A 24,375-nucleotide genomic window follows, 5' to 3' on the forward strand; every position below is an offset into this window, starting at 1 on the left:
CAGTCAGTTTAAAACAATTAAAAGTATAAGGAAGTCTGATCGTCATGGAAGAATTTGCCAAAAGTATTACACTTGATAATAAGCAAGCGCGCTATTATGACTTGAGCAAGCTTAACGAGTCTGCTGATAATCAAGCTAAGCCCCCAGCCCATTTTTATGGCGGTAACGGCTTTACGGTAGGAAATTACAAGCCATTATTAACTGAGCTTGCTGCAAGTTTTGATCTCAGCTCGCTCGCCATGCGCGGCTATTGGTATGATAAGCCAAAGGCAAAAGTGTTAACCCGTGAGCAAGATGCTGAATTATTGATCAAATTTTTGGAGCAAACTCAAGACGGTCCCGTTATCGGTATTGGGCACTCACAGGGCGCTACCGCTACGGCTATGGCTGCAGCCAAACGTCCTGATTTGTTCTCTGAGCTGTACCTTATAGAGCCTGTCACTTTTACCAAATCGCAAGCGTTGCTTTATAAGCTGATACCTCGCAAGGTCAAGCTAAAGCGTCAGCCTTTTACAAGTGCGTTAACCAAAAAGGCAACTTGGGCAAGTATCGATGAGTACTATGATAATCTGCGTGAGAAAAATGCTTATCGACGTATCTCTGATGAGCACCTTTATTTATTTGCCAAAGAGAGCTTAATTCAGCAAGAGGATAGTCGTTATACTTTTATCTTCAGTCCCAAACAAGAAATAGCCAACTATTTCGGCATTCCTTATATTGATAGTGCGCTTAAGAAACTCGCAAAAAAAGAAGTCTACTACCAGCTTATTATCGGCAAACCGACTATCTTTATCAATGATAAAGTCCGCAGCACTTGGAGAAATTTCGTTCCTGTTAATCAGCTCCATATCATGCCCGAGAACGGGCATCTATTACCTATAGAAGCTCCGAAGCAATGTGCCAAGGTCATTGTGCAACAGTTTAATCGTTAAAATTTTTAGCTTATGACTGATCTCTTCGCGCCCAACCCTACTGATAATTTATTGCCTTACGAGGGTAAGGTTAATGACTTAGGTATGGCGGTCAAAGATAGCGATAAGCTATATCAGACCTTGTTGCACCAACTGCCTTGGCAAGCCGATATCGTCACTTTATTTGGTAAGACGCATATCACCAAGCGGCAAATCGTTTGGATGGGTGATGTGGGCTTGAGCTATCAATATTCTGGGCATACGCGGCAAGCTTTGCCTTGGACAGAGTCTGTGTTTCACGTGAAACAGCTTGTTGAACAACAGCTGGCTGGTATTGGTATTGAAGTAGATTTTAACTCTTGCTTGCTAAATTACTATCCAACAGGTAGCGAGGGCATGGGCTACCACGCCGACGATGAAAAAGAGTTAGGTCAGCAGCCTATCATCGCGGCATTATCGCTTGGAGCTACCCGTAAGTTTGTCTTTAAACATAAAACTATCAAACACAAAGACAAGCCCGTAAAAGTCGAGCTTTATCTGGAGTCCGGGCAGCTTATCGTTATGCATGGTGAGACGCAAAGCCACTGGAAGCATACTATCACTAAGACGAAAACAGTAAGTGAGGGTCGAATCAGTCTGACTTTCCGGCGTATGATCCTTAATAATAAAAGCTAACAGACTAGAACAGCTATTACTCATTAGTTAAAAACAAGACTTTTGATAGCGACAATCTTAACCCTGTTGACGATCTAAAAAACGCTGACGATAGCACTGATAAGCGGCCTCACATATGCTTGAAGTATAATTAGCATTGACGCCGCCAGCGACCACTGCTCCTACTGCAGGGATAATTTGCGCCGCTTTGGTTTTGACCAAATTACTAGCAACTTTAGTAGCAGTCTGCCTTAACACGCGCGACATCAGCTCTTCATTCACTTGATTAAAAGCCATCGTTTCAGGATCTTTAACCAGCGCAAAAGTCTCTGCTACTGCCGATTGACGCTCATTGCTTGAGGTAGAGGTGGCAATACCTAGCAGCGACATTGCAAATAGCTGCTCGCCCTTATCATTCATATCAAAACCATAATAACTGCCGTACTCGCCAATAGCGCGCAGATTCGCAGTGAGTAGCCCGACAATATCAGCGGGAATACCTGCCCAGCCTGCTAAACCTGTGGCAACCCCTTGAGCGCTCGTCAAGGCGATATATTTGCTTTTGAATAATTTGACTTGCTTATCAACGGCCGCGAGCGGCAGCTCTTTGATATCTTCAAGTTTCTTCACCGATGCTTCTACTTCGTTTGCATCATTTCGATAGGCTTCGATAACGTCTTGAGTATCTAAGCTCCAGTTAGCGGCATCGCTCAAAGTGGTTAGCGTTTTTTCAGTCGCTTGCTTTAGAGTATCACCGAATTGCGGCGCATTCATCAAGGCATCACCTGCTTTATCGATTGGTACTGTAAGCGTCGCTAATGTCTTATTCAATAAATTACTATCCGGATTTTTCCAGTCTTCAATTTCTTTACGCGCTTGAGCTGCATAAGTCTCATCGTCTACTGAGTTCTCGTCAGTGTTGTTATTAATATCCATATTTATCTCTCCTGTAGCCCATGAGCAAAATAGTCGCTGCTATATTTGGGACGATTATCACTATAGCAGCTTGTGAAAAAGCTCTTTGTAAGTAAATTCGATAGTAGGTAGGGCTTTAGTAAGGATATGACAGAAGCCAACCAAAAAAGGCTAGATAAAGGCTCCCTCTATCTAGCTTTTTGATACGTATACAGACTACTGTAGTGATTGATTTAATCTTAGACTTTTAAGACAATTTTGCCAAAAGTATCGCCTTTTTGGAGCTCAGTATGAGCCGCTACCACCTCTGACAAAGGATAGCTCTGTTGAATGTTTAGCTTCAATGCGCCTTCAGCAACTTGCTGCAAAACTTGCGCCATATCTTCACCATTAGGTTTGACAGCATAACCTTCAATGGTGAGTGCCTGACTGCCAGCGGCTTTGAGTTTATCGACCCAGATAGTCGGCAGGACAAACACGCGAGCATCAGATTTTATGGTGCTCAGAGCTTTTATCCCAGCTTCATCGCCGACTAAATCGAGTAATACATCAGCTTGTAGCTCAGGAAACGCTTCTTGGTTGGTGTAGTCAATCCAGCCGGCTAGCTTGCTTTTATCAATCAAACTACCGAGTTTGTCATACTTATCAGGCGAGCAAATCACAGTGAGCTTGATATTATCTTGCGCCACTTTTTTCATTAGTAGCTGAACGACTAGCTGACCAACACCGCCGGCTGGCGCATTCATAACCACTTGCTCACCCGCCTTTATATCAGCAAACTGCACAAACTGCAGTGCGGTTTGACCGACACAAGGCAGAGCGCCTGCTTGCTCCAAGCTGATATTGCCTGGCACTTTAGCTAGTAGCTTGGCATCGACGGCTACGTACTCAGCATAACAGCTGCCATCGAAGCTCAGCGCCGCAACTTTATCGCCTACGGCAAATTCAGCGCTATTACTTTTGATCACCTCTCCTGCCACATCAAACCCTAAAATAGCGGGCTGGTTATGATCGAATTTATTTGTTTGGATTTTATCAGCACCCCAACCTTTGCCTTGGCGGGTTTTATAATCTACTGGATTGATACCGGCATAAGCCACTTTGACAAGCACTTGTTCAGCGCTTGGCTCAGGCACTTCTACTCCGCTTTGGTATTTCATGACCTCAGGTTCGCCGAATTCATGGATGACAGCAGCGTGTTGGCTAGTGGGTAAAGATTGTTCGGACATTTTTATACTCCCTGTATTTTTTTAGTTAGAGCTTGTCCTCAATTAAATCATAAGAACATTCCCTAGGACGAGCGCTACAATTCCGTAAACTCAGCGCTAATCGGTAGGTGGTCAGATAAGGTAGACCAAGGCTTGCCAGTATGCACCCAAGCGTCTTTGACTTTTAGGTTACGTACATAGATCCGGTCCAGACTCAGTACGGGCAGTTTGGCAGGAAAAGTCGGTGATAGCTTACCATGACAGCGTCTAAACGCTTCTACCATACCTAAATCAGAAGCCAATCTATCGCAAGACATCCGCTTCCAATCATTGAAGTCGCCCGCCAAAATAAGCGGCTGATCATCCGCAATCTCGTTACGCATATATTGACTAATAGCTTCGTATTGCTTGACTCTATCACGTTCAAACAGATTCAAATGCGCACACAAGATAACTACCGGCTTATCCCATCCTAAGGGCTGTACTTCGCAATGTAAAACCCCGCGTTGCTCTAGTTTATTCACCGTGATATTGACATTGTGCTTAGGGTCTAATGGAAACCGGCTTAATACTGCATTACCGTGATGACCGTTTTCGTACTCTGAGTTTTTGCCATAGCTATTTTGTAGTTGCAGATATTCGCCAAACCACTCATGCTGCGACTGATCAGGGTATTCATTGTACTGCATATTGCGTTTGAGATTCTGCCCTTGGACTTCTTGCAAGCACAAGACATCAGAGCCGATGGACTCTAGTGCTTGGGCAATACCTTGCATTTTGACCTGCCGATTCAGTGGCGACATGCCTTTATGAATGTTATAACTGGTTAAAATAAAAGATTGTGTAGTCATAGAGTTGATATTCTTGATCTAAGAAAGAGTTTTAGTTTCGTAAAGTGATAGTAAAATCATCATTTAACCATACAGTTAAGATAAAAAAGCATTGATCCGTAGCGAACCAATGCCCTGTTAAGATCTCTTTATGCTTTACAGTCATAATCTAATAACAAATCGTGACTTAATAACCGCTCATTAGTAGCGAGTAACCAGAGCAATCGGCTGATCTTCACCCATAATCTCTTCCGGTAAAAAGATAACATCGCCGCCATTATGCATAACGTGTTCGATAATAACGCCAATTGCATCATCTGTAACACCTTCTGCAGAAGCGTCTTCAGCGATGGTCAAAGATTGCGCTTTTTCGTCAATCTTAGCCGGTTGAATATACCAACGACGCACATATAATGTCTCGCCAGCTCCTTGGAATGCGCCGCGATACACTTCTTGTAAGTCGGTGCGTAACATCTCTGCGCCGCGCGCTTTGTCAATCTCGCCCATAGCTTCTTGATGTAAAGAGCTACGATATTCTTCAACCGCTTCTTGGACGCTATCGACAATATGCTGGGCGCTGCCATCATCTAGATGCGTCACATTAGACACTGTGGCGATGATATTGTCAGGACGATCACAGACTTCTTTATAATATCCAATGTTTTTTGCATCGCCGACGATCACTAGCGGCATTTTATGCTCGCCCCATAGCTCCTGTACGCTTTTATCAACTTGATTAAAAAACTCTTTGAGATAGCTACTCTCGTTATTTGATGAGCGATCAGAACCGCCATCACCAGTGGTATACAGGCCATTATTCTCTATTGGAAAAGGAATGTTTTCCATGTTATTTTGCTTATCATCATCGGGATGAAATTCTGCTACTACTCGATCATTAGACGCTTCAATCAAACGCGCCATATCACGAGTAATAACCACTGTATAGAAATGTACCGCGCTTGCCATATCACGGACTAAATCGCGCGTGGCAAAGCTATCGGAAATGACCACACGCTCTGTCGTGTCAAGAGGCATACGCATAACCTGCACATCATCAGTACTTGCAAAAATAGCTAGAGTATCTAGATTATAGTTATGGTTTAGCTCATTGGTTTTGGCATAAATACCTTCTAAAATCGTTGTCGCAGTCTGTTTATCATATTCTTTATTTAGACGATCTTCGGCGACTTTTAGCTGATTTTTTAGGGCAATAGGATCTTGTTCATTTGCAGGATGCTCACGGTGCGTTTTGACAAAAATGCTTACCGCTGGGTTAGCTTTGGTTTCGCGTAAACTCTTAAGCGTCGCTTTCATAAATCATGCTCCTTATTTTATTATCGTTGGTCTTTTAATAGTTCTATTTTCTAGTAATTGTGGTGGTAACATTGAAAACTCATAACTCGTTAATCCTCCTAATTATTCCATTTATTACTACTAGTCATTACAAGATAGTTACTTATAAAATGACTGGTATTAGGAATTCTCATTAGGACTACTATGATGCTAGCAATTTCACTCTATAAGCTATATGGTTGCTTTGCAAGCAAATGATAAGGCTTTGTAATCAAGCGATGGCTAATGCGAACCCTAAGCTCTCTGTCATCACTGCAATAGTGCAATAAGTAAAAAAAGACTAGCTCTCATTTCTCATAGCTATAAAAGATTGCGGCTTGCATTCTAAGTCAAACATACCCATCTTTTATCTTATACATTCTTTAATCTTTACTTTGGATATTCCTATGACTGCCCTAGCTCCTCATTTGCGCCTTGTTGATTTTCCTTCGGCGACGCCTAGTCACTTGCAACAAAAAGTCACAGCAGCTATCGATGCAGCCAATGCGTTTTTGGATCAGCTTAGCGCCTTTCAAGATAAGGATTTTACGCCGATAAGTGCTGAACAGGCGCTTAGCGACGTCATGCAGTTCGATCACATTAACCTAGCATTAGATCGTAGTTGGGGTGTGTTGTCGCATCTAAATAGCGTGATGAGTGATGACGACATTCGCCATGTGCATCATGAGTTGCTACCGCTGCTATCGGCTTATGGTACTCGTGTCGGACAACACAAGCCGCTTTTTGATCGCTACCAAGCTATCATTAATGATGCAGAGCTCTACTCTCAGCTTGAGCCTGCTCGCACGCGGGCGATTGCTTTGGCGCTACAAAGATTTGAGCTTTCAGGAGTGGCGCTGCCTAAAGCGCAGCAGGAGCAGTTTGCCGCTATTCAAAGCAAGCTATCGACTTTGTCCGCGACTTTCTCCGATCACATTTTGGATGCGACCCAAGCTTACGCTTTGCCTTTGCAATCTGAGCAATTGGCGGGCTTGACGGATAGTGGCCTAGATCTACTAGCCGATGCAGGCGAGCAGTATAAAGCTCGCGAACTGGCCAGCGATAAGCTGACGCAAGCTGAGATCGATGCTTTGCCGACGCCTTATTATGTGGCGACGCTCAATATTCCTGTCTATTTAGCCGTGATGACACACGCTGATGATCGTCAGCTACGCGAGATGCTTTATCACGCTTACGTCACGCGCGCTTCAGAGTTTGATACTCATACCAATGCGAAAGGCGAGTCGCTAAACAATGCCGATATCATGAGCGATATCCTACAGCTGCGGGAACAAAAAGCGGCTCTGCTTGGCTTTGATAACTATGCCGAAGTGTCCTTATCTACTAAGATGGCGGATAACGTACTCGAGGTCGAGACGTTTTTACGAAACTTAGCCGCTAAGGCTACGCCGGTTGCACAGCAAGATTTAGCACAGTTACAAGCATGCGCTAAAGATTATGGTATTACGGACTTGCAGCCCTGGGATAACGCCTATATCGCCGAAAAAGTAAGGCAAAATAAATTTAATCTATCGCAAGAAGCCATACGCCCTTATTTTCCTTTACCAAGAGTCATTGAGGGATTATTTGCGATAGTTAAGCGGCTTTATGGCATCAGGGTTATTGAGCAAAATCAGGCCAATAATAAAACTACTGAGTCCGCTTCGCTTTGGCACAATGACGTGCGCTTCTATCAGCTGTTCGATAGCGATGACAGCTTGATTGGTGGGTTTTACTTTGATTTATTTGCGCGTAGTGGTAAGCGCGGCGGCGCTTGGATGAGCGGTTTCCAAGCGCGCTATCGCTATGATGATGAGAGTTATGAGCAGCTTCCCGTTTGCTTTATGGTCGGTAACTTTACTCCAGCTCTCGCCGGCAAACCTAGCTTACTCACTCATGACGAAGTATTGACTCTGTTTCATGAGTTCGGTCATGGTCTGCACCATCTACTGACACAAGTGAGCGTCGGCGATGTGGCCGGCGTCAACGGCGTGGAATGGGACGCCGTCGAGCTACCGAGCCAGTTTATGGAGAACTGGGCTTGGGATTCTGAGGGTATAGCACTTATCAGCAGTCACGTCAAGACTGGCGAGCCTTTACCGCAAGATAAACTCGATGCCCTACTCGCAGCCAAAAACTTCCAAAGCGGTATGCAAACGTTGCGTCAAGTCGAGTTTGCCTTGTTTGACTTGCTCATTCACGCGCAGACGCCTGCTCCCGATTATGAAGGTATTTTAGCCACGTTAAATGCGGTACGCGCCGATATCGCTATTATGGATACGCCTGATTATAACCGTTTTGCCAATGGCTTTAGCCATATCTTCGCAGGCGGCTATGCGGCGGGTTATTATTCCTATAAATGGGCCGAGCTCTTATCCGCCGATGCCTTTAGTAAATTTGAAGAAGAAGGCATTTTCAACCCCAATACTGGCAAGGCGTTTCGCGATACCGTACTATCAGTAGGAGGAAGCTTGCCTGCTAAGACCAATTTTGAGAACTTCCGTGGTCGCAGCGCTAGTATCGATGCCCTACTGCGCCATAGCGGTTTTGACAATATGGATACGCCGATCACAAACGAGGCCAGCTAATGCGTTATCAGTCTGAACGCCCTAAACGTCGATTTTTAGCAGGTGTGCGCTGTCCTAAATGCCAGGCATTAGATGCTATCGTACAAGTCAACATCTTCGTACCTGAGGCGGATGAATATATTGAGTGTACCCAATGCGATCATAGCGAGCGTCGCCCTGATTCTGATGAAATAAGTGCCAAAAATCATCTTGAAGATCAGCTAGCACGCGATGCTATGCCGACAGGGACTAGCGGTACGGTCAAGTTTAAACCTTGAGCAAAGAGACAAGTGTTTTTATAGTTCCGTCTTTACTCTTAAAGCCTATCAACAGATAGGCTTTTTACTTTCAGTTTGCTATATTTTTGTTATAGTATAGCCAACTGACTTATTAGTAGCCACCGACAAGCGTATGACCTCCAAAAAACCGCGTTCTACCTTTAGCAAGGTTAAAAAATCCCAGTCTGCAAAACCGCGTCATAAAAAATGGCTAGTGGCAATATTACTTTTGCCTATACTCATAATTGGCTATCTATTTTGGTCACAACCTTCTTCTGATACTACCGTCACTCCTATGGTAGCGCCGCCTACAGTAGCCCAGCAAAAAGATGCTGCTCAGTCTGCTGAGCCTAGTGCAGAAGATACTATTATCGAGTCGGATACTAGCGGTGATAATGCTATTGAGGGCTCTATTAATGATAATTTAACTGATGGAAATTTGAGCGCTGATAGAGCTTCTACCACTGATAAGAAATCAAAGGTAGCAATACCGAGTTCGAAAGCTATTATTAATGCGCCTATACCAAAGACTGATACGCTAGCGAAAGAAGAGATTGATCGCTTAGCGGATGAGCGTCAGCGCCTAAAAGAGCAAGAAGATATAGACACTGAGCAAGTAGAAATGACTAAAAGTTTAACGCAGATGAAAGCGCAGCAAATCGAATTACTCGAACAACAAATCGCTGAGTTAGAAGCCGAGCAAGCGGCTCAGTAATGATCTAGTCAGTGAGCTTTTACTTGCCAAAGCTATTAGGAATAAGAAGATCGTCATGGCTACTATCGAGCAAACCCATACGCCTATTCTGAACGGTAACGCGCAAGTCCTTATTTTGCCAGTCAACAGCGCTGGCATTCTTTTAGATCCCATCTTAACGCGCTGCAAAACCCTTTATCCTGATAACTATCAGCGCTATCGTCATGCGTGCCGTGATGGTAGCCTAATGGTTGGCAGCTGCTTACTGCACAAACGCCAACGTGAGCTCGCCGGTCTTAGCGCCTCGCACAATAGTAATCAGCCGAGTTACATTGTCAATTTAGTCATCTCTAATCACCCTTATCATCCTGCTCGCACCCGCTGGCTCACGTCAGCCCTTATAGACCTGCAACAGCAGCTAAGGCCACTGATTCGCTATCAAGGCGTGCGTAAAGCGGCTTTATTGGCACGTCCTTTCTTCTCTCATAATTCTGCTAATATGAATGAAAACAATAGTGCTAGCTTGTCAACAGAAAAGACACTGATTCCTTTGGACTGGCACTCAGTGGTCCTGCCCTTAATTACTCAGCACCTAGAGCCGCTCCCTAAGTTACGTATTGCAGTGCATGTTCCAAAGAGTGTTGCGCTGTAATACATGCTTTTCATAAAACAGCTTCTTTTGCAGCGTCATCTAATCACTTGCGTTTATAGCGTATTTTGTAAAATACCTTGTAAAGAAAAATCAAAATGTGCTAAAAAATAGTGTTTACTGCTTAAGGACTAAAGCGACGAGCGAGACTTTTGCTAAGCTGCGACGAGTGTCACGACTTAAAGCATCTTGATTTAAAGCGTCGTAATTTACAGTATTGTGATTCAATTGACAAAAGGACTGTCTATGAAAACTCTCAGAACGCCCGATTCACATTTTGATAATTTACCCGACTTTGACTTTGCGCCAAATTATCTGATGGTTGATGATGGCGACAGAGGCGAGCTGCGCGTGCATTATTTAGATGAAGGCAATAAAGACGCTGACCCTATATTACTTTTGCATGGTGAGCCATCATGGTGCTATCTGTATCGTAAGATGATACCGATTCTGACCGCAGCCGGGCACCGTGTTATCGCGCCAGACTTGCCGGGGTTTGGGCGCTCAGACAAGCCTGCCTCACGTACAGACTACACTTATCAGCGCCATGTCGGCTGGATGCAATCGCTACTGGATCAGCTAGAGTTGCAGAATATAACTCTGTTTTGTCAAGATTGGGGCGGTCTAATCGGACTACGTTTGGTCGCAGATAACCCTGAGCGCTTTGCCCGGGTTGCGGCTGGCAATACCATGCTCCCTACCGGCGATCATGACCCTGGTGAGAGCTTTCGTCAGTGGCAGCAGTTCTCGCAAGACACACCTGAGTTTCATATCGGCGGTATCATCAAAAGCGGTACAACTACTGAGCTACCCCAGTCGGTCATTGAGGCCTACAATGCGCCCTTCCCTGATGAGACCTATAAAGAAGGCGCTCGGCAGTTCCCTGTACTAGTGCCAACCACACCTGATGATCCTGCTGCTGAGGATAACCGCGCAGCTTGGACGACACTGAGCCAATGGACTAAACCTTTTATTACCCTATTCAGCGACTCTGACCCCATTACCGCAGGCGGCGATCGAGTGATGCAAAAACTTATCCCGGGTACTAAAGATCAAAATCACACCACAATTGCTAATGCCGGTCATTTTTTACAAGAGGATCAAGGTGAGAGTATAGCTGAGCTAATAGTCAAATTTATCGCTGATAATCCTTAAGAGTTTATAGCCTGATTATATTCACTTAAAAACTCACTTAAAAATCGTTAAGCCATTACTGCTATTTTGAAAAAACAGACCAGCCGGTCTTCTCTACCAGTAGCTCTAATGCTTTTGTCCCAAGTTTCGAGTTACCTACCGGATTTAGGCCGGGCGACCATACTGCGATTGCGCCTTTACCCGGCGCTATCGTTAAAATACCACCGCCGACGCCGCTTTTGCCTGGCAGACCCACCTGATAGGCAAACTCTCCAGAGCCATCATAGTGACCACACATCATCATTAGTGAATTGATCCGCTTGGATTGCTGCGGACTAATCACCTTTGCCCCTGTGGGTTGATTAATACCATTAGATACCAAAAACAGACCAGCACGGGCTAATTGCTCACAGCTCATGGCAATCGAGCATTGATGAAAGTAAGTATTGAGAATTTTATCGACATCGTGCTGTAAGTGACCAAAAGATTTCATAAAATGCGCTAATGCGGCATTTCTATCTTCGTGGTCGATCTCAGACGTCGCTACTTTATAATCAAAATAGATCGATTCATCGCCTGCTATAAAGTGTACAAACTGCAGTATCTCATCTAAGATCTCCCCGGGCTCGCGTCCCATCGTTATAGCATCCACCACGGCAATGGCGCCTGCATTAATAAAAGGATTGCGTGGCCGACCCGATTCATATTCGAGTATGGTAATAGAATTAAAAGGGTCACCAGAAGGCTCACGACCCACGTGATTCCAAAGCGCACTCCCCAACTTGCTAAGGGCTAAGGTCAAAGTAAAGACTTTAGAGATACTTTGAATCGAAAATAGCGTATCAGCATCTCCTGCCGAATAGATTTGCCCATCAGGCGTCGCGACAGCAATACCAAACTGATTGGGATCGACATACGCGAGCTGCGGAATATAATCTGCCACTTTTCCGCGCTCAGTTTCTAACGCCATTTGGGCGGCAATGTCATCTAAAATCTGTTGCATCATAAAAGGGTAGCCGTATTTTTATTGGGTTATTAAGTGGGGGAGAGTTTAACTAAATAGAGGATAAGAAGTCGGAGAAATCACGATTTAATTCGGGCGTGCAAAATTGAACAGCGAACAACAGCCGATCTCAAAAAATTTTAGGACATTATGACAATATATTAACGATAACAAGTAAATCTTAAATACTATTAAAAAAGACAGTGAGTCATTTTTTTGATGTGCTTCGATTTTCTGTTCATTCAGTTATATATGCTTTTGCGCCATTCTTATAGCCAGCTTCAATAAATCGTCGGATGTCATATCCTTTAGAGGCTCTATTTTTTCTATCTCCTCTTTTTTCATAATCTGTTGCATCGTGTTTTGCTCGCTTGCCAAGTTCAGTCTTTTAGGATTGTCAATATACTCCTGCATCAGCTCGCGTAAAACTAACGATTTTGTGTAGCCATTCTGTTCAACGGCTTGCTTAAACTCGTTTGCTAGTTTTTCATCACAACGAATATGAATAGATGCCTGCTGATCTTTACTCATTGATATCTAAACTCCTGTGTGCAGAATGAAAGACTTTGTCAACGTTATTCATGTCAAGAATACAACTCTCTAGACCTACTGTAGCATTTGTAGCCCATTTTGCAACACACAGCTGATTTGATTATTTTATGTCGTAAATAAGCAGCATAAAAAAAACCGCCTTAAGTGCTATTAACAACTCAAAGCGGCTCTTATATTGGTACTCAGTTAAATCACTAAAATGACTTATTCAGCAGCAGCATCCTGCTCAACGCCTTTCATAGTCAACTTGATGCGACCACGGTTATCGACGTCTTGCACTAGCACTTTAACCGTTTGACCCTCGGATAGATAATCAGAGACATTCTCAACGCGCTCTTCTGCGATTTGTGAGATATGTACTAGGCCATCGGTGTTTGGCAGAACGTTTACAAAGGCACCGAAGTCTACGATACGAGCAACCGTACCTTCATAAGTTTTACCGACTTCAACTTCAGCCGTTAGCGCTTCGATTTTACTGATAGCGGCTTTAGTCGCCGCTTTGTTCTCACCAAAGATACGAATTGTACCCGCATCATCGATATCGATGACTGCGCCTGTCTCTTCAGTAAGCTGACGAATCATCGCGCCACCTTTACCGATGACATCACGGATTTTGTCAGGATTGATCTCGATGACCGCATAGTTAGGCGCATGAGCATTGATTTCAGTACGGCTCTCTGGCAATACTTTATTCATCGCGTCTAAGATATGGATACGACCAGCATGAGCTTGTTTTAGCGCTTGCTCCATGATGTCCGGGGTAATCCCTTCGATTTTGATATCCATCTGTAGCGCAGTGATACCGTCTTTTGAGCCTGCGACTTTAAAGTCCATATCGCCAAGATGATCTTCATCACCTAAGATGTCAGATAAGACGGCAAAGCGCTCGCCTTCTTTGACCAGACCCATAGCGATACCAGCAACCGGTGCTTTGATCGGTACGCCGGCATCCATTAACGCTAAGCTTGCACCGCAAACAGAAGCCATAGAAGAAGAGCCGTTCGATTCAGTAATCTCTGATACCACGCGGATGACGTACGGGAAGCGTTCACTGTCCGGTAGCATCGCTTGTACACCGCGGCGCGCTAGGCGACCATGGCCGATCTCACGGCGTTTTGGAATACCTTCGCGGCCCGTCTCACCCACTGAAAAATGCGGGAAGTTATAATGCAGCATGAAATGGTCACGGATCGTACCGGCTAATGAGTCAATCATATTGACATCACGGCTGTTACCCAAGGTTGTGGTAACCAAAGCTTGCGTCTCGCCGCGAGTAAATAGCGCTGAACCATGTGTATAAGGAAGCACACCAACTTGCACATCTAGGGCACGAACTGTCTCAAGATCACGACCATCGATACGCGGCTTACCGGATAAGATATTATCGCGAACAGTGCGATATTTAAGGTCGTTATAGATGTCTTTTAGCTCAGCAACTTTACTACTGTAGTCTTCAGCTTCGGTGTCACCGGCCAGCGCTTCGATGGCAGCGTCTTTGATTTCGTCAAGTTTGGTGTAGCGATCTTGCTTATCTTTGATGCTGTAAGCGTCCGCTACTTGCGCGCCGAACTGCTCTTTCATACCTTTTTCTAAGGTTTCGTCATGTTTTGGCGCTTCATACTGCTGCTTGGCTATACCGACTTCTTCAGCTAGCGAGATGATGTTATCGATAACAATTTGCTGCTGTTCATGACCATAGAGTACTGCACCTAACATCTGATCTTCTGATAGCTCAGCGGCCTCAGACTCAACCATCAATACCGCAGACTTAGTACCAGCAACGACTAGATCAAGATCGCTTTCTTTGAGCTGCTCAAGCGTTGGGTTTAGAACATATTCGCCATTCATAAAGCCAACACGCGCCGCTGCAACTGGGCCATTAAATGGCGCATCAGAGATAGCTAACGCCGCTGAAGCGCCAATAAGGGCAGCGATATCGGCAGACTGAGTCTTGTCTGACGAAACTACAGTCGCTGTGATTTGGATTTCATTGACATAGCCTTCAGGGAATAGCGGACGAATCGGACGGTCAATAAGACGTGAGGTTAAGGTTTCATTTTCGCTTGCACGACCTTCGCGCTTGCCATAAGCGCCCGGAATTTTACCTGCCGCGTACATTTTTTCTTGATAGTTTACGGTTAGTGGAAAGAAGTTTTGTCCTTCTTTAGCTTCAGACTTCACTACCGCTGCGACCAACACTGTCACGCCGCCCATATGTACCATGATGGAGTTGGCCTGACGGGCAACGCGGCCGGTCTCAATAACGACTTGCTGATCACCGTACTGAAATTCACGGGTAATAGTATTAAACATTGACTGATTTGACATATAAGTTTTTTCCTAATGTTAGATGACGAAAAGGATAGTCGCCTGTATAGACAGTGCGCTTATCGCTCGTTAAAACTTTTAAATAAAGGCTTTGGCGTCTAGTGATTATCGATAAGCTAAATAAGCTCCACCGCGCCTATAGTGATTACTGTGCAAGTACTGGCACTGAATAAAAATCCATATATTATATTTTACTTCTTTATAAACTTGATAACGCTAACTTGATAACATTAATAGTATCAATAGTTCTAGTAGCACTTTTATACCATCGCCTATTTTACAGAGATTTGTGGCCCTTGACCAATTAATTGCAAAGCTAAGCACTCTTTATGTTAGTGACTTGTTATCTCTTATCTTTCGCAGTATCTCTGTTGCCACCTTTACTGAGCCGCAAAATAACGATAACTAGATAACTATAGATGCAGCCATAAAAAAAGCGGTGTGAAACTATTCCACACCGCTTTATACTGCTCAAGTCTTACTTCATTAACCTCACATACCTTGTAGGTAGAGGTTAAATTAACGACGCAGACCTAATTGGCTGATCAAAGTAGAATAACGACCTAGATCTTTACCTTTCAGGTAATCAAGTAGTTTACGGCGAGTGTTAACCATACGGATAAGACCACGGCGGCTGTGATGATCGCCTTTATGCTCTTTGAAATGGTCTTGTAGATCGTTGATACGGGCACTCAATAGAGCAACTTGTACTTCTGGGGAGCCAGTATCGTTTTCGCCGCGTTGGTATTGGGCGATAATTTGTTCGCGATCGGTGTTTGTTAGCATAATATTCTCCAGCAATGCTAAAAGCTAAATAACTTGTTCAACAAATTTGAACCGTTATCAAACTATAAGGTAAATAAAATAGCTTACTTATCATTCAGGATAACCCTGCATTACTAGAGTTACCCTACTGAAAAGCATGCTTAGTGTTTGAGCTTCAAATAAGGAGTAATCAATACCAAGGTCATAAACTATAACAGTGATAAACTTAAAATATTAATAAGTCTGTAGTTCTGAAGACTACAATTCAACCCTTACTAAAACTAGGCGCTAGTATAACAAAAAACGGCTCAACTAGCAGCAATTATTCGCAGTAGTTTGAACCGTTTATAGCGTGATGACACGGCATCAGATAATTTACTTTTTGTTTAAATCATCTTCTTTAGCCGTACCGCCTAAAGCATCGTTATCTAAAGGAGCAGTTGTCGCTTCAGCTAAGCTATCAGGACTTTTGTCTTCTTTCGGATTGATATCATTGGCTAACTCTTCAATTCTTTTTTCTTCTTTGTCCATATTTTTCTCTGACTGATCCATGCTATCTCCCTAATCACAGTTATCGTGTTGGTATTTAAACTATTAACACTAAAGTTTTAGCTATTTGTCTTTCTTAGCTTCTTCTAAGTTATCAGCGATACGATCTGCAGCTGCTTCGCTATTTGTAGTATGGTTATCTTCAGTTTGGCTTTTCAGTGCGGCTTCTGCTGACTCTGAACGCTGTTGCTCAAGCTTAGTATCATTTGGGTTAGGCTGTGTCATGGTCGTATCCTCTTTAAGTTAAGTTAAGTTATCGTTATAGAATGATTTTTTATTGAATTATGTAGCCACTAGAATATAGTGATACTAGTTAGAAATTCGCTTATTTAGAAAGCGCCTTGTCAATAGCTTCAACAAAGTTATCAATGTCGTCCGGGTTACGCGAGGTGATTAAGTTGCCATCGACTTGTACGGTCTTATCAACGAAAGTCGCTCCAGCGTTCTCTAAATCTGTTTGTAATGAGTGATAAGCGGTTAAAGTTTTACCTTTAGCGATACCGGTATTAATAAGTACCCAAGGCGCATGACAGATGACAGCTAAGGTTTTATCGCTATTACTGATTGCTTTTATGATGCTATGAGCTTGCTCGTTACCTCGAATGGTATCAGCGTTAACAGTACCGCCTGGCAATACTAAAGCATCATACTCATCGGTATTCGCCTCTTTAGCAAAGATATCGGCAGTAAAAGTATCGCCTTTATTAACATCTTGATTCATAGCTTGGACTGTCTTATCGTCGTTGGTCGTGATAAGTATTGTCTTGTAGCCTTTGTCTTTGAGCTTATTGTTGACCTCTTCGTACTCAGCTTGTTCAAAGTTATTATGTAATAAAAACGCAATAGTCTTCATGGAGCACCCCTTTTTTCGTAATATTCGTTTATCTTATTAATATTATAATTATTGTTAATAGACTTATTATTTTAATTATTGTGGATTAGAGTCATCTTATTAAAAAGTTATTATAATTTTATGACTTAAGCTCTCCTTACCGTTTTTGGTTGCAATAGTAGTCTGTGACAAACCCATCCTTAATTTGAGTTATAGTCATTATTTAACTTCTTTTTATTATCTACCTTGTTCTTATCTTCTTAGATCATTGTTTTTTTATTATTTTGACCTTTTATTATTATTTATCTTTTACGCCAAGCTTTCCCTAGCTGACTTAACTACTGTATAAAAAAAGCAGGTTTCGTTATACACGAAACCTGCAATGAAATGTATGAGTATGTGATTAATGTAATTCACTAGTAACTGATATCGTCATCAAAGATGAATTATTTTTTTGGGTTGTAGCCGTCCATTAAGGCTAATAGCGCCCAGTCCAATAAAGCGCCTTTGTTCATCCATTAGCTTAATATCAACAGGGAGCTCATACTCAGGAGTTTGCTCATTATTATTACTAGCAGGCTCATCTTTTGACTTTCCCTGACTGTCTTTAGATAACTTTTGTAAGATATAACCTCTTAACGTCTCGTCAATTTGTTCTATGACATTTAGACGCTGACCTAAACGTAGACGCTGACATTGCTCATCATCTAACGATATCTTAGCAGCGATATCGACGCAAGCATCTACTGGCAAGAGCCGCCCAAAGCGATTAGATAGGGGTAGAGCTTCTAAACTTGAGATATCAATAGCCTGCCCACTATCGAACTTACCTACTTGTAAACGGCGTAATGCTGTCAGGTGACCTAACGTGCCTAGTGCTTTGGCGATATCTTCCCCTAATACTCTGACATAGGTGCCTTTACTACAAGTCACTACCAGATCGATTTTCTCAGCATCAATTTGGGTCAAAGTCAGCGCTTTTATGACAATATCGCGCGCAGGACGGTCAATCTCTATACCAGCACGGGCATACTCGTACAATTTTTTGCCGTCTTTTTTGAGCGCTGAATACATCGGCGGTATTTGCTGCTGCGCGCCTAGAAATTGCTGAGCCAGCCTGTTTAGTAACTCTGCATTCAGCTCTGGAACCTCTGCCTGCGCAATGACTTGACCATCAGCATCGCCAGTATCGGTTTGACTACCAAGCAGTATCGTGGCTTGATACGATTTATCAGCATCGAGCTGATAATGGCTAAACTTCGTGGCCTCTCCGAGGCAAATGGGTAGCAGACCGGTCGCCATCGGATCGAGCGTACCGGTATGACCCGCCTTTTTACTATTGTGCTCAGGCGACTGAAATAAATACTTCACCTTTGACACTACTTGCTGTGAGGTCATGCCCTGCGGCTTATCGATTAAGATAACACCGGAGACTTTTTGTTTAGCTATCGTTTTTTGACTAGTCATGATTATTAATCTTCGTTATCAATGCTATCGGTCTTTTCTTCATTTTGCTCAGTTTTAGTTACTGCTTGATTGATGAGATCCATCATGTAGTTACCACGAGCAGTCACTTCATCATAATGGAAACGCAGGCGCGGTGTGGTACGCGTTTTGAGAGTATGACTAAGCTCAGTACGTAAAAATCCGGCAGCTTTATTGAGCACTTTGACACTCTCTTCATGATTGGTCTTAGTCATCGTGTCATTGAGCTCAGGCTCCATAATAGTGACATAGACATCTGCATAGCCAAGATCAGAGCTGACTTTGACGCTAGAGATGGTGACAAAACCGGTCAAGCGAGGGTCATTGACTTCATCACGAATGAGCACCGCAAGCTCGCGCTGAATTTGATCTGATAAACGCTGTAAACGTTGATTCATATTATTATCCTAATTTGCTGTTCTAATAGTAGTATAAGGTGATTATATAATTACTCATTCTAGTTTGGTGTTTTATCATAGGGTAATATAAGCATGACCCTATGATAAAAAAGGCCTAGCAGGGTGAACCTGTTAGGCCTATAGCATACTTAGCTACTTTTGCTTAACGACTATATGTTAGCTAAAAGCTTAGATAGTACGTTCGAACTCTTGAATCTCAAAGACTTCAATCTTATCGCCCGCTTCTACATCGTAGCCACGAACGGCTAGGCCGCATTCCATACCAGTACGCACTTCGTTGACATCTTCTTTGTAGCGACGCAATGACTGCAGCTGACCGGTAAAGATAACTTGATCATCACGTAGGACGCGAATAGGCTTGTTACGATAGATCGTACCTTCGACCACCATACAACCTGCTGCCGCACCAAACTTACTAGAGCGGAAGACTTCACGCACCTCAGCGATACCTAAGATTTTCTCACGATGCTCAGGAGCAAGCAGGCCACTCATAGCGGCTTTGACGTCATCGATCAAGCCGTAGATAACGCTATAATAACGAATATCCATATTAGCTGTATCCGCTTTACGGCGAGCGGTGCTATCGGCACGAACGTTGAAACCTAGTAGTACCGCTTCGCTTGATTCAGCAAGGGTCACATCCGACTCTGAGATAGGACCAACGCCTGAGCTAATCACCCGGACTTTGACTTCATCAGTCGATAGCTCGTTCAATGCCGCTAGCAGTGCTTCAAGCGAACCACGAACATCGGTTTTGAGAACGATATTTAAGAACGATACATCGCCTTGTTCCATCTGCTCAAACATGCTTTCAAGACGCATTTTGTTCTGACGCTCAAGCTGCTGTTCACGCTCACGATTGCTTCTAAAGTCAGCGACTTCGCGCGCTTTTTTCTCATCGGAAACGACTAAGAACTCACTACCCGCCGCTGGTGTATCTGGCAAGCCCAAGATCTCGACTGGTATAGAAGGACCGGCTGACTTGATACGCTGACCATTTTCATCAGTAATAGCGCGGACTTTACCGTAGTATTCACCGGCTAGTACTAGATCGCCCTGTTTGAGCGTGCCTTTCTTGACTAGGACACTGACTACTGGGCCACGGCCTTTTTCAAGCTTCGACTCAATAACCACACCTTGAGCGGCACCATCAGTTGGCGCTTCTAATTCCATAAGCTCGGCCTGTAAGCTAATAAACTCTAGTAGCTCATCTATACCTTCGCCCGTTTTGGCTGAGATACGTGCCATAGGCGTATCACCGCCCCACTCTTCTGAAACCACTTCTTTAGTCGTCAGCTCGTTTAGGACACGATCTGGATCAGCGCTTGGCTTATCCATTTTGTTAATAGCAACAATCAAAGGCGTACCTGCAGCGCGAGCATGATCAATCGCTTCTGCGGTTTGTGGCATCATACCATCATCAGCGGCAACCACTAATACCACAATATCCGTTGCTTGCGCACCGCGTGAACGCATAGCGCTAAAGGCAGCATGGCCTGGAGTATCTAGGAAGGTAATCACGCCGCGATCAGTCTCTACGTGGTAGGCACCGATATGCTGAGTAATACCACCAGCTTCGCCAGTAGCGACTTTGGTTTCGCGTATTTTATCAAGTAGTGAGGTTTTACCATGGTCAACATGACCCATAATAGTCACGACCGGCGGACGCGTCTGCACGTTACTACTGCGCTCATCGACTGCTTCATGTAGATCGTCTTCGACTTTAGTATCGCTGACCGGAACTGGGTTATGACCCATCTCCTCAACGATAAGACTGGCTGTTGCTTGATCGATAGTGTCTGACTCAGTGGCCATCTCGCCCATTTTCATCAGCAACTTGGTCACTTCACGAGCTTTAACTGCCATGCGCTGAGCAAGATCTGCAACGGTAATTTGCTCACTAATCTCGACATCGTACACGATCTTTTCAACAGGTTTCTCAAACTTGTGTTGACCTGATTGTGAAGAGCTCAAACCGTTTTTGCGGTTTTTGATTTCGCGCTCTTCTTGGTTTTTGCGGCGACGACCGCGAGCACCAGTACTGTTAGCACCGCGTTTGATCTCGCGACGTTCTTTTTCGAACGACTCTTCTAGTGCATCACCCACTAAGCCTTTAGCCAATGGCTCGTCCTTACGGACTTCCGCTACTGGCTCACGGTCGGTATATTTTCCGGCCATTTTACGCATTTGTTCGAGAGTACGCTTTTGCGCCTCTTCCGCCTGTGCTTGGCGAGTTTCTGCTTCAATTTTGCGTAGGCGGGCTTCTTCTTTTTCACGAGTTTCGCGCTCTTTACGCTCTGCTGCCGTCTCAACTTTTGGCTTAGTAGCAGCAACTTTTTTCTTTTCTTTCGCTTTTATATCGTTAGCGGCTTTGCCACCTTTTTTGACCACAACAGAAGCGGCGACATCATCGCTCTTATCTTCTGAGCTTTTACTCGAGCCGAGGCTTGCACGCATTGCAGCTAAAGTTGCCGCTTGACGCTCTTCTGCTTTTTTCTTAGCAGCGCTACGCTCTTCTGCTTCTTTTTCAGCGCGCTGTTTTGCTTCAGCCATTGCCTTTTCGCGCGCCGCTAATTCTTCAGCCATTTTTTCTGGATTGGGCTTATCGAAGACTTTCTTTTTACGCACCTCTACGTTGACGCTCTTAGATTTACCTGAAGAGCCAGTCACGCGAGCGGTACTAGTCGTTTTAGATTTGAGACTAATGCGACGCTTTTCTTGTTGGCCATGACTTTGTTTTAAATGTGCCACCAACTTCTCTTGCTCAAGTTCGGTGACTGAGTCATCCTCCCCGCGAGCAGGTAGCCCAGCATCCTGCAATTGCTGCTGTACAGCACTAGCGGTTTTGCCTACCATGTCTGCCAGTTCTTTGACGGTCTTATCTGCCATTGATTATCACCTACTGTCTATTATTTGCTATATATTCAATTCAGTTGTTGGCTACAAATGATTGCGCTTAGGCTGGTTTTGATTGTTATATCGCAAGCCAGCCTTTAGTTATCGATAGCATACCACCAAAAGACAGCGATATGCTCCTAATACCTATTCATTGAACCAAGATTCCCGAGCTTTCATGATAAGCTTACCTGCGGTCTCGGAGTCTAAGCCTTCGATATCTTCGATATCAAATACTGCCTGCTCTGCCAAATCATCGACGGTGATGATGTCTTTTTGTGCCATTTTATAGGCCCAGCTGACGGTCATCCCTTCTAGATCTTGCAGCTCTTGGCTAGGCTCTTTCATGTTTTGTTGTTTGACCAGCTCTTCTGCGATGACGACTTCTTTAGCGCGCTCTTGAATCATGTCAATCGCTTCGTCATCTAGCCCTTCGATATCGTAGAAAGTCTCTACCGGCACGTAAGCCACTTCTTCGATACTAGTAAAGCCAATATCGACTAAGGCTTGCGCTAGATCCTGGTCAACCTCTAAACGATCATAGAAGAGATCAATAAAGGCTTTGGTCTCATCTTGTTGACGCTGCTGATACTCTTCTTCTAGCATCATATTGAGCTTATAGCCCGTTAATTCAGAAGCCAGTCGCACGTTTTGACCTTGTGAGCCAATAGCGCGGGCCAGCTGATCATTAGTGCTAAAGATGATATCAGCGGTCTTAGTATCTTCATCAAGGATAATACTACTCACATCCGCAGGCTCTAAGGCACTGATGATGAATTGTGCCGGATCATCTGACCAGACCACTACATCAATACGCTCGCCGTCGAGCTCTTGCTGCACCGCTTGGATACGAGTACCACGCATACCGATACAAGCGCCGACCGGATCGATACGATTATCATTGGTCTTCACGGCTATTTTAGCACGAGTACCCGGCAGACGAGCGACATTACGAATCTCGATGATCTCTTCTGCAATCTCAGGCACTTCTTTTTGCATCAAGGCTGAGAGCATCTCAGGATGGGTGCGCGACAATAATAACTGCGCGCCGCGATTATCACGGTTGACATGATAAAGAATGGCATTGATACGCGACTTGACGCGCAGCTGCTCACGGGGCAACATCTGATCGCGTGATAAATAACCTTCAGCGTTATCGCCTAAATCAACGATATAGCCATCACGAGTCTGTTTTTTGACTTCGCCATACATCATCTCGCCAATACGCGGCTCAAAAGCATCCGCTACTAGTGCACGTTCCGCTTCACGAATTTTTTGAATGATGACTTGCTTAGCTTGCGTGGCTGCAATACGACCAAACTCAATCGACTCTATCTGCTCTTCTTTCACATCGCCAATTGACCATTCGTCTTGATCAAGATCGGTAATAGCAAGTTGACAAGCTGGCATCTCATGGTCTTCATCAGCCACCACTGTCCAATAGCGATAGGTATCATAATCACCAGTATCACGATCGATGGCTACGCGAACCGCTACTTCAGGCTGCTCGGTATAGACCTTTTTTTTGGTTGAGACCACTAAAGCATCTTCAATAGCTTCAAAGATATCTTCAGGATTTAAGCCCTTTTCATTACTGACGGTTTCTACTACCGTTAAAATTTCACGACTCATGCTATACCTGTCCTATCATCTTATAATTGGCTTAAATGTTATTGTCTGTTTGCTAATGTTAAGCATTAATCATCTTCATAAATTAAGTTGGCTTTGTCAATATTACTCAGTGCGATCTCAAATTGCTCACCATCGCTCGTGGTCAGCTGCAAAGTAGTCTCGCTCATACTATCGAGTTTACCGGTGGCTTTGCGGCGCTTTTTATCACCTTGCCCGATCGCAGAGATCAAACGCAAACTGACCGTTTGGCCTATGTAATCACGCATCTGCTCATCTGAGAAAAAGGCGCGATCAAAGCCTGGAGACGAAACTTCTAAAACAAACTCACCAGCGATAGGATCATGCACTTCCAGCACACCGCTCACCTGATGATTGACCGCTGCGCAGTCCTCAATAGTGACGTGTTTATCCTGCGCTTGCTCTTCAGGCAAGGCTTCAATATAAATGCGCAATAAGGAGCGATTACCTTGTGGCGCAAATTCAATACCCCAGAGCGCGACATCACAAGCCGCTACAGCAGGCGCAATAATCGTAGTCAATTCTGCAACTTTGGTCGAAAGCTTCATAATTTATTTATATTTTCCTGTTCACTTATCGATGGTTTGTAGTAGCGACGCGCTGATCACCATAGAGGCTGATTATAATACTCAATGCCGCTAGTACCTAGTGAACCATATTAGGGATTAAATTGTTATCTTCAAGGACAACGTAGTAAAGAATAGAGCAAAAGATAGTATTGCTTA

General features: G+C 44.1%; 23 protein-coding genes. 7 read left to right on the forward strand and 16 right to left on the reverse strand.

Going from position 1 to position 24,375, the window contains the following annotated elements; translation table 11 throughout:
• Nucleotides 1-44 precede the first annotated feature (44 nt).
• Together ACTXGJ_RS07195 and ACTXGJ_RS07200 are read left to right on the forward strand one after the other, a co-directional pair.
• Nucleotides 45-932, forward strand: coding sequence for an alpha/beta fold hydrolase (locus tag ACTXGJ_RS07195; protein WP_443565509.1), 888 nt, complete (start codon nucleotides 45-47; stop codon nucleotides 930-932).
• Between the two features lie 12 nt (nucleotides 933-944).
• The gene (locus ACTXGJ_RS07200) at nucleotides 945-1,586 is read left to right on the forward strand and encodes an alpha-ketoglutarate-dependent dioxygenase AlkB family protein (protein WP_439242236.1); all 642 of its coding nucleotides are present in this window, start codon (nucleotides 945-947) and stop codon (nucleotides 1,584-1,586) included.
• 57 nt (nucleotides 1,587-1,643) lie between these two features.
• Here ACTXGJ_RS07200 and ACTXGJ_RS07205 read toward each other — a convergent pair whose 3' ends face one another.
• The 4 genes from ACTXGJ_RS07205 to ACTXGJ_RS07220 all read right to left on the reverse strand — a co-directional run bounded on the left by ACTXGJ_RS07205 (nucleotide 1,644) and on the right by ACTXGJ_RS07220 (nucleotide 5,832).
• Nucleotides 1,644-2,501: an EcsC family protein gene (locus ACTXGJ_RS07205; RefSeq protein WP_443565510.1), complete on the reverse strand. Its 858-nt coding sequence runs from the start codon at nucleotides 2,499-2,501 to the stop codon at nucleotides 1,644-1,646.
• A gap of 218 nt (nucleotides 2,502-2,719) precedes the next feature.
• Entirely contained in the window at nucleotides 2,720-3,709 is a 990-nt protein-coding gene (locus tag ACTXGJ_RS07210) for an NADP-dependent oxidoreductase (protein ID WP_443565511.1), read from the reverse strand.
• 74 nt (nucleotides 3,710-3,783) lie between these two features.
• Entirely contained in the window at nucleotides 3,784-4,539 is a 756-nt protein-coding gene (locus ACTXGJ_RS07215; RefSeq protein WP_439242230.1) for an endonuclease/exonuclease/phosphatase family protein, read from the reverse strand.
• A 180-nt stretch (nucleotides 4,540-4,719) separates the two neighbouring features.
• Complete coding sequence (locus ACTXGJ_RS07220) at nucleotides 4,720-5,832, reverse strand: AOC03_06830 family ribosome hibernation factor (protein WP_439242228.1); 1,113 nt, start codon at nucleotides 5,830-5,832, stop codon at nucleotides 4,720-4,722.
• 425 nt (nucleotides 5,833-6,257) lie between these two features.
• Between ACTXGJ_RS07220 and ACTXGJ_RS07225 the strand changes: the two genes are divergently transcribed.
• The 5 genes from ACTXGJ_RS07225 to ACTXGJ_RS07245 all read left to right on the forward strand — a co-directional run bounded on the left by ACTXGJ_RS07225 (nucleotide 6,258) and on the right by ACTXGJ_RS07245 (nucleotide 11,193).
• The gene (locus tag ACTXGJ_RS07225) at nucleotides 6,258-8,438 is read left to right on the forward strand and encodes a M3 family metallopeptidase (protein WP_443565512.1); all 2,181 of its coding nucleotides are present in this window, start codon (nucleotides 6,258-6,260) and stop codon (nucleotides 8,436-8,438) included.
• Nucleotides 8,438-8,695, forward strand: coding sequence for a YheV family putative metal-binding protein (locus ACTXGJ_RS07230; protein WP_439242224.1), 258 nt, complete (start codon nucleotides 8,438-8,440; stop codon nucleotides 8,693-8,695). Before ACTXGJ_RS07225 ends, ACTXGJ_RS07230 begins: the two co-directional genes overlap by 1 nt.
• Before the next feature lie 133 nt (nucleotides 8,696-8,828).
• The gene (locus ACTXGJ_RS07235) at nucleotides 8,829-9,410 is read left to right on the forward strand and encodes a hypothetical protein (protein WP_443565513.1); all 582 of its coding nucleotides are present in this window, start codon (nucleotides 8,829-8,831) and stop codon (nucleotides 9,408-9,410) included.
• Nucleotides 9,411-9,465: 55 nt separating this feature from the next.
• A complete protein-coding gene (locus ACTXGJ_RS07240; protein WP_443565514.1) occupies nucleotides 9,466-10,041 on the forward strand; it encodes a macro domain-containing protein in 576 nt (191 codons plus the stop codon).
• A 243-nt stretch (nucleotides 10,042-10,284) separates the two neighbouring features.
• Entirely contained in the window at nucleotides 10,285-11,193 is a 909-nt protein-coding gene (locus ACTXGJ_RS07245) for a haloalkane dehalogenase (protein WP_443565516.1), read from the forward strand.
• Between the two features lie 61 nt (nucleotides 11,194-11,254).
• Here the strand turns inward: ACTXGJ_RS07245 and ACTXGJ_RS07250 are convergent, their stop codons facing one another.
• From ACTXGJ_RS07250 to rimP, 12 genes are all read right to left on the reverse strand, one after another.
• On the reverse strand, nucleotides 11,255-12,178 hold the full coding sequence (locus ACTXGJ_RS07250; RefSeq protein ID WP_443565517.1) for a glutaminase: 924 nt from the start codon (nucleotides 12,176-12,178) through the stop codon (nucleotides 11,255-11,257).
• A gap of 243 nt (nucleotides 12,179-12,421) precedes the next feature.
• Complete coding sequence (locus ACTXGJ_RS07255) at nucleotides 12,422-12,706, reverse strand: type II toxin-antitoxin system RelB/DinJ family antitoxin (protein ID WP_439242214.1); 285 nt, start codon at nucleotides 12,704-12,706, stop codon at nucleotides 12,422-12,424.
• Nucleotides 12,707-12,931: 225 nt separating this feature from the next.
• A complete protein-coding gene (gene pnp / locus ACTXGJ_RS07260) occupies nucleotides 12,932-15,040 on the reverse strand; it encodes a polyribonucleotide nucleotidyltransferase (protein WP_443565569.1) in 2,109 nt (702 codons plus the stop codon).
• A 534-nt stretch (nucleotides 15,041-15,574) separates the two neighbouring features.
• The gene (gene rpsO / locus ACTXGJ_RS07265; protein ID WP_439275180.1) at nucleotides 15,575-15,844 is read right to left on the reverse strand and encodes a 30S ribosomal protein S15; all 270 of its coding nucleotides are present in this window, start codon (nucleotides 15,842-15,844) and stop codon (nucleotides 15,575-15,577) included.
• 351 nt (nucleotides 15,845-16,195) lie between these two features.
• On the reverse strand, nucleotides 16,196-16,372 hold the full coding sequence (locus tag ACTXGJ_RS07270) for a hypothetical protein (protein WP_439242210.1): 177 nt from the start codon (nucleotides 16,370-16,372) through the stop codon (nucleotides 16,196-16,198).
• 60 nt (nucleotides 16,373-16,432) lie between these two features.
• Nucleotides 16,433-16,594 (reverse strand): hypothetical protein, encoded by a 162-nt coding sequence (locus ACTXGJ_RS07275; protein WP_443565518.1) that lies wholly within the window; start codon nucleotides 16,592-16,594, stop codon nucleotides 16,433-16,435.
• A gap of 100 nt (nucleotides 16,595-16,694) precedes the next feature.
• Entirely contained in the window at nucleotides 16,695-17,222 is a 528-nt protein-coding gene (locus ACTXGJ_RS07280) for a type 1 glutamine amidotransferase domain-containing protein (RefSeq protein WP_439242206.1), read from the reverse strand.
• A 414-nt stretch (nucleotides 17,223-17,636) separates the two neighbouring features.
• Nucleotides 17,637-18,668 (reverse strand): tRNA pseudouridine(55) synthase TruB, encoded by a 1,032-nt coding sequence (truB, locus tag ACTXGJ_RS07285; RefSeq protein ID WP_443565519.1) that lies wholly within the window; start codon nucleotides 18,666-18,668, stop codon nucleotides 17,637-17,639.
• Between the two features lie 5 nt (nucleotides 18,669-18,673).
• Nucleotides 18,674-19,084, reverse strand: coding sequence for a ribosome-binding factor A (locus tag ACTXGJ_RS07290; RefSeq protein ID WP_443565520.1), 411 nt, complete (start codon nucleotides 19,082-19,084; stop codon nucleotides 18,674-18,676).
• A gap of 189 nt (nucleotides 19,085-19,273) precedes the next feature.
• The gene (infB, locus tag ACTXGJ_RS07295; protein ID WP_439242200.1) at nucleotides 19,274-21,994 is read right to left on the reverse strand and encodes a translation initiation factor IF-2; all 2,721 of its coding nucleotides are present in this window, start codon (nucleotides 21,992-21,994) and stop codon (nucleotides 19,274-19,276) included.
• 153 nt (nucleotides 21,995-22,147) lie between these two features.
• On the reverse strand, nucleotides 22,148-23,632 hold the full coding sequence (nusA, locus tag ACTXGJ_RS07300) for a transcription termination factor NusA (RefSeq protein ID WP_439242198.1): 1,485 nt from the start codon (nucleotides 23,630-23,632) through the stop codon (nucleotides 22,148-22,150).
• A gap of 65 nt (nucleotides 23,633-23,697) precedes the next feature.
• Nucleotides 23,698-24,198: a ribosome maturation factor RimP gene (gene rimP / locus ACTXGJ_RS07305; protein WP_443565521.1), complete on the reverse strand. Its 501-nt coding sequence runs from the start codon at nucleotides 24,196-24,198 to the stop codon at nucleotides 23,698-23,700.
• Nucleotides 24,199-24,375 lie beyond the last annotated feature (177 nt).

It is taken from the genome of Psychrobacter sp. 1Y11 (assembly GCF_052259045.1).
In the GTDB taxonomy this organism is placed as follows: Bacteria; Pseudomonadota; Gammaproteobacteria; order Pseudomonadales; family Moraxellaceae; genus Psychrobacter.

Coding starts and splice junctions, on each gene's coding strand:
- ACTXGJ_RS07195 (WP_443565509.1), top strand. CDS start 45: ATGGAAGAATTTGCCAAAAGTATTACACTTGATAATAAGCAAGCGCGC.
- ACTXGJ_RS07200 (WP_439242236.1), top strand. CDS start 945: ATGACTGATCTCTTCGCGCCCAACCCTACTGATAATTTATTGCCTTAC.
- ACTXGJ_RS07205 (WP_443565510.1), bottom strand. CDS start 2,501: ATGGATATTAATAACAACACTGACGAGAACTCAGTAGACGATGAGACT.
- ACTXGJ_RS07210 (WP_443565511.1), bottom strand. CDS start 3,709: ATGTCCGAACAATCTTTACCCACTAGCCAACACGCTGCTGTCATCCAT.
- ACTXGJ_RS07215 (WP_439242230.1), bottom strand. CDS start 4,539: ATGACTACACAATCTTTTATTTTAACCAGTTATAACATTCATAAAGGC.
- ACTXGJ_RS07220 (WP_439242228.1), bottom strand. CDS start 5,832: ATGAAAGCGACGCTTAAGAGTTTACGCGAAACCAAAGCTAACCCAGCG.
- ACTXGJ_RS07225 (WP_443565512.1), top strand. CDS start 6,258: ATGACTGCCCTAGCTCCTCATTTGCGCCTTGTTGATTTTCCTTCGGCG.
- ACTXGJ_RS07230 (WP_439242224.1), top strand. CDS start 8,438: ATGCGTTATCAGTCTGAACGCCCTAAACGTCGATTTTTAGCAGGTGTG.
- ACTXGJ_RS07235 (WP_443565513.1), top strand. CDS start 8,829: ATGACCTCCAAAAAACCGCGTTCTACCTTTAGCAAGGTTAAAAAATCC.
- ACTXGJ_RS07240 (WP_443565514.1), top strand. CDS start 9,466: ATGGCTACTATCGAGCAAACCCATACGCCTATTCTGAACGGTAACGCG.
- ACTXGJ_RS07245 (WP_443565516.1), top strand. CDS start 10,285: ATGAAAACTCTCAGAACGCCCGATTCACATTTTGATAATTTACCCGAC.
- ACTXGJ_RS07250 (WP_443565517.1), bottom strand. CDS start 12,178: ATGATGCAACAGATTTTAGATGACATTGCCGCCCAAATGGCGTTAGAA.
- ACTXGJ_RS07255 (WP_439242214.1), bottom strand. CDS start 12,706: ATGAGTAAAGATCAGCAGGCATCTATTCATATTCGTTGTGATGAAAAA.
- pnp (WP_443565569.1), bottom strand. CDS start 15,040: ATGTTTAATACTATTACCCGTGAATTTCAGTACGGTGATCAGCAAGTC.
- ACTXGJ_RS07270 (WP_439242210.1), bottom strand. CDS start 16,372: ATGGATCAGTCAGAGAAAAATATGGACAAAGAAGAAAAAAGAATTGAA.
- ACTXGJ_RS07275 (WP_443565518.1), bottom strand. CDS start 16,594: ATGACACAGCCTAACCCAAATGATACTAAGCTTGAGCAACAGCGTTCA.
- ACTXGJ_RS07280 (WP_439242206.1), bottom strand. CDS start 17,222: ATGAAGACTATTGCGTTTTTATTACATAATAACTTTGAACAAGCTGAG.
- truB (WP_443565519.1), bottom strand. CDS start 18,668: ATGACTAGTCAAAAAACGATAGCTAAACAAAAAGTCTCCGGTGTTATC.
- ACTXGJ_RS07290 (WP_443565520.1), bottom strand. CDS start 19,084: ATGAATCAACGTTTACAGCGTTTATCAGATCAAATTCAGCGCGAGCTT.
- infB (WP_439242200.1), bottom strand. CDS start 21,994: ATGGCAGATAAGACCGTCAAAGAACTGGCAGACATGGTAGGCAAAACC.
- nusA (WP_439242198.1), bottom strand. CDS start 23,632: ATGAGTCGTGAAATTTTAACGGTAGTAGAAACCGTCAGTAATGAAAAG.
- rimP (WP_443565521.1), bottom strand. CDS start 24,198: ATGAAGCTTTCGACCAAAGTTGCAGAATTGACTACGATTATTGCGCCT.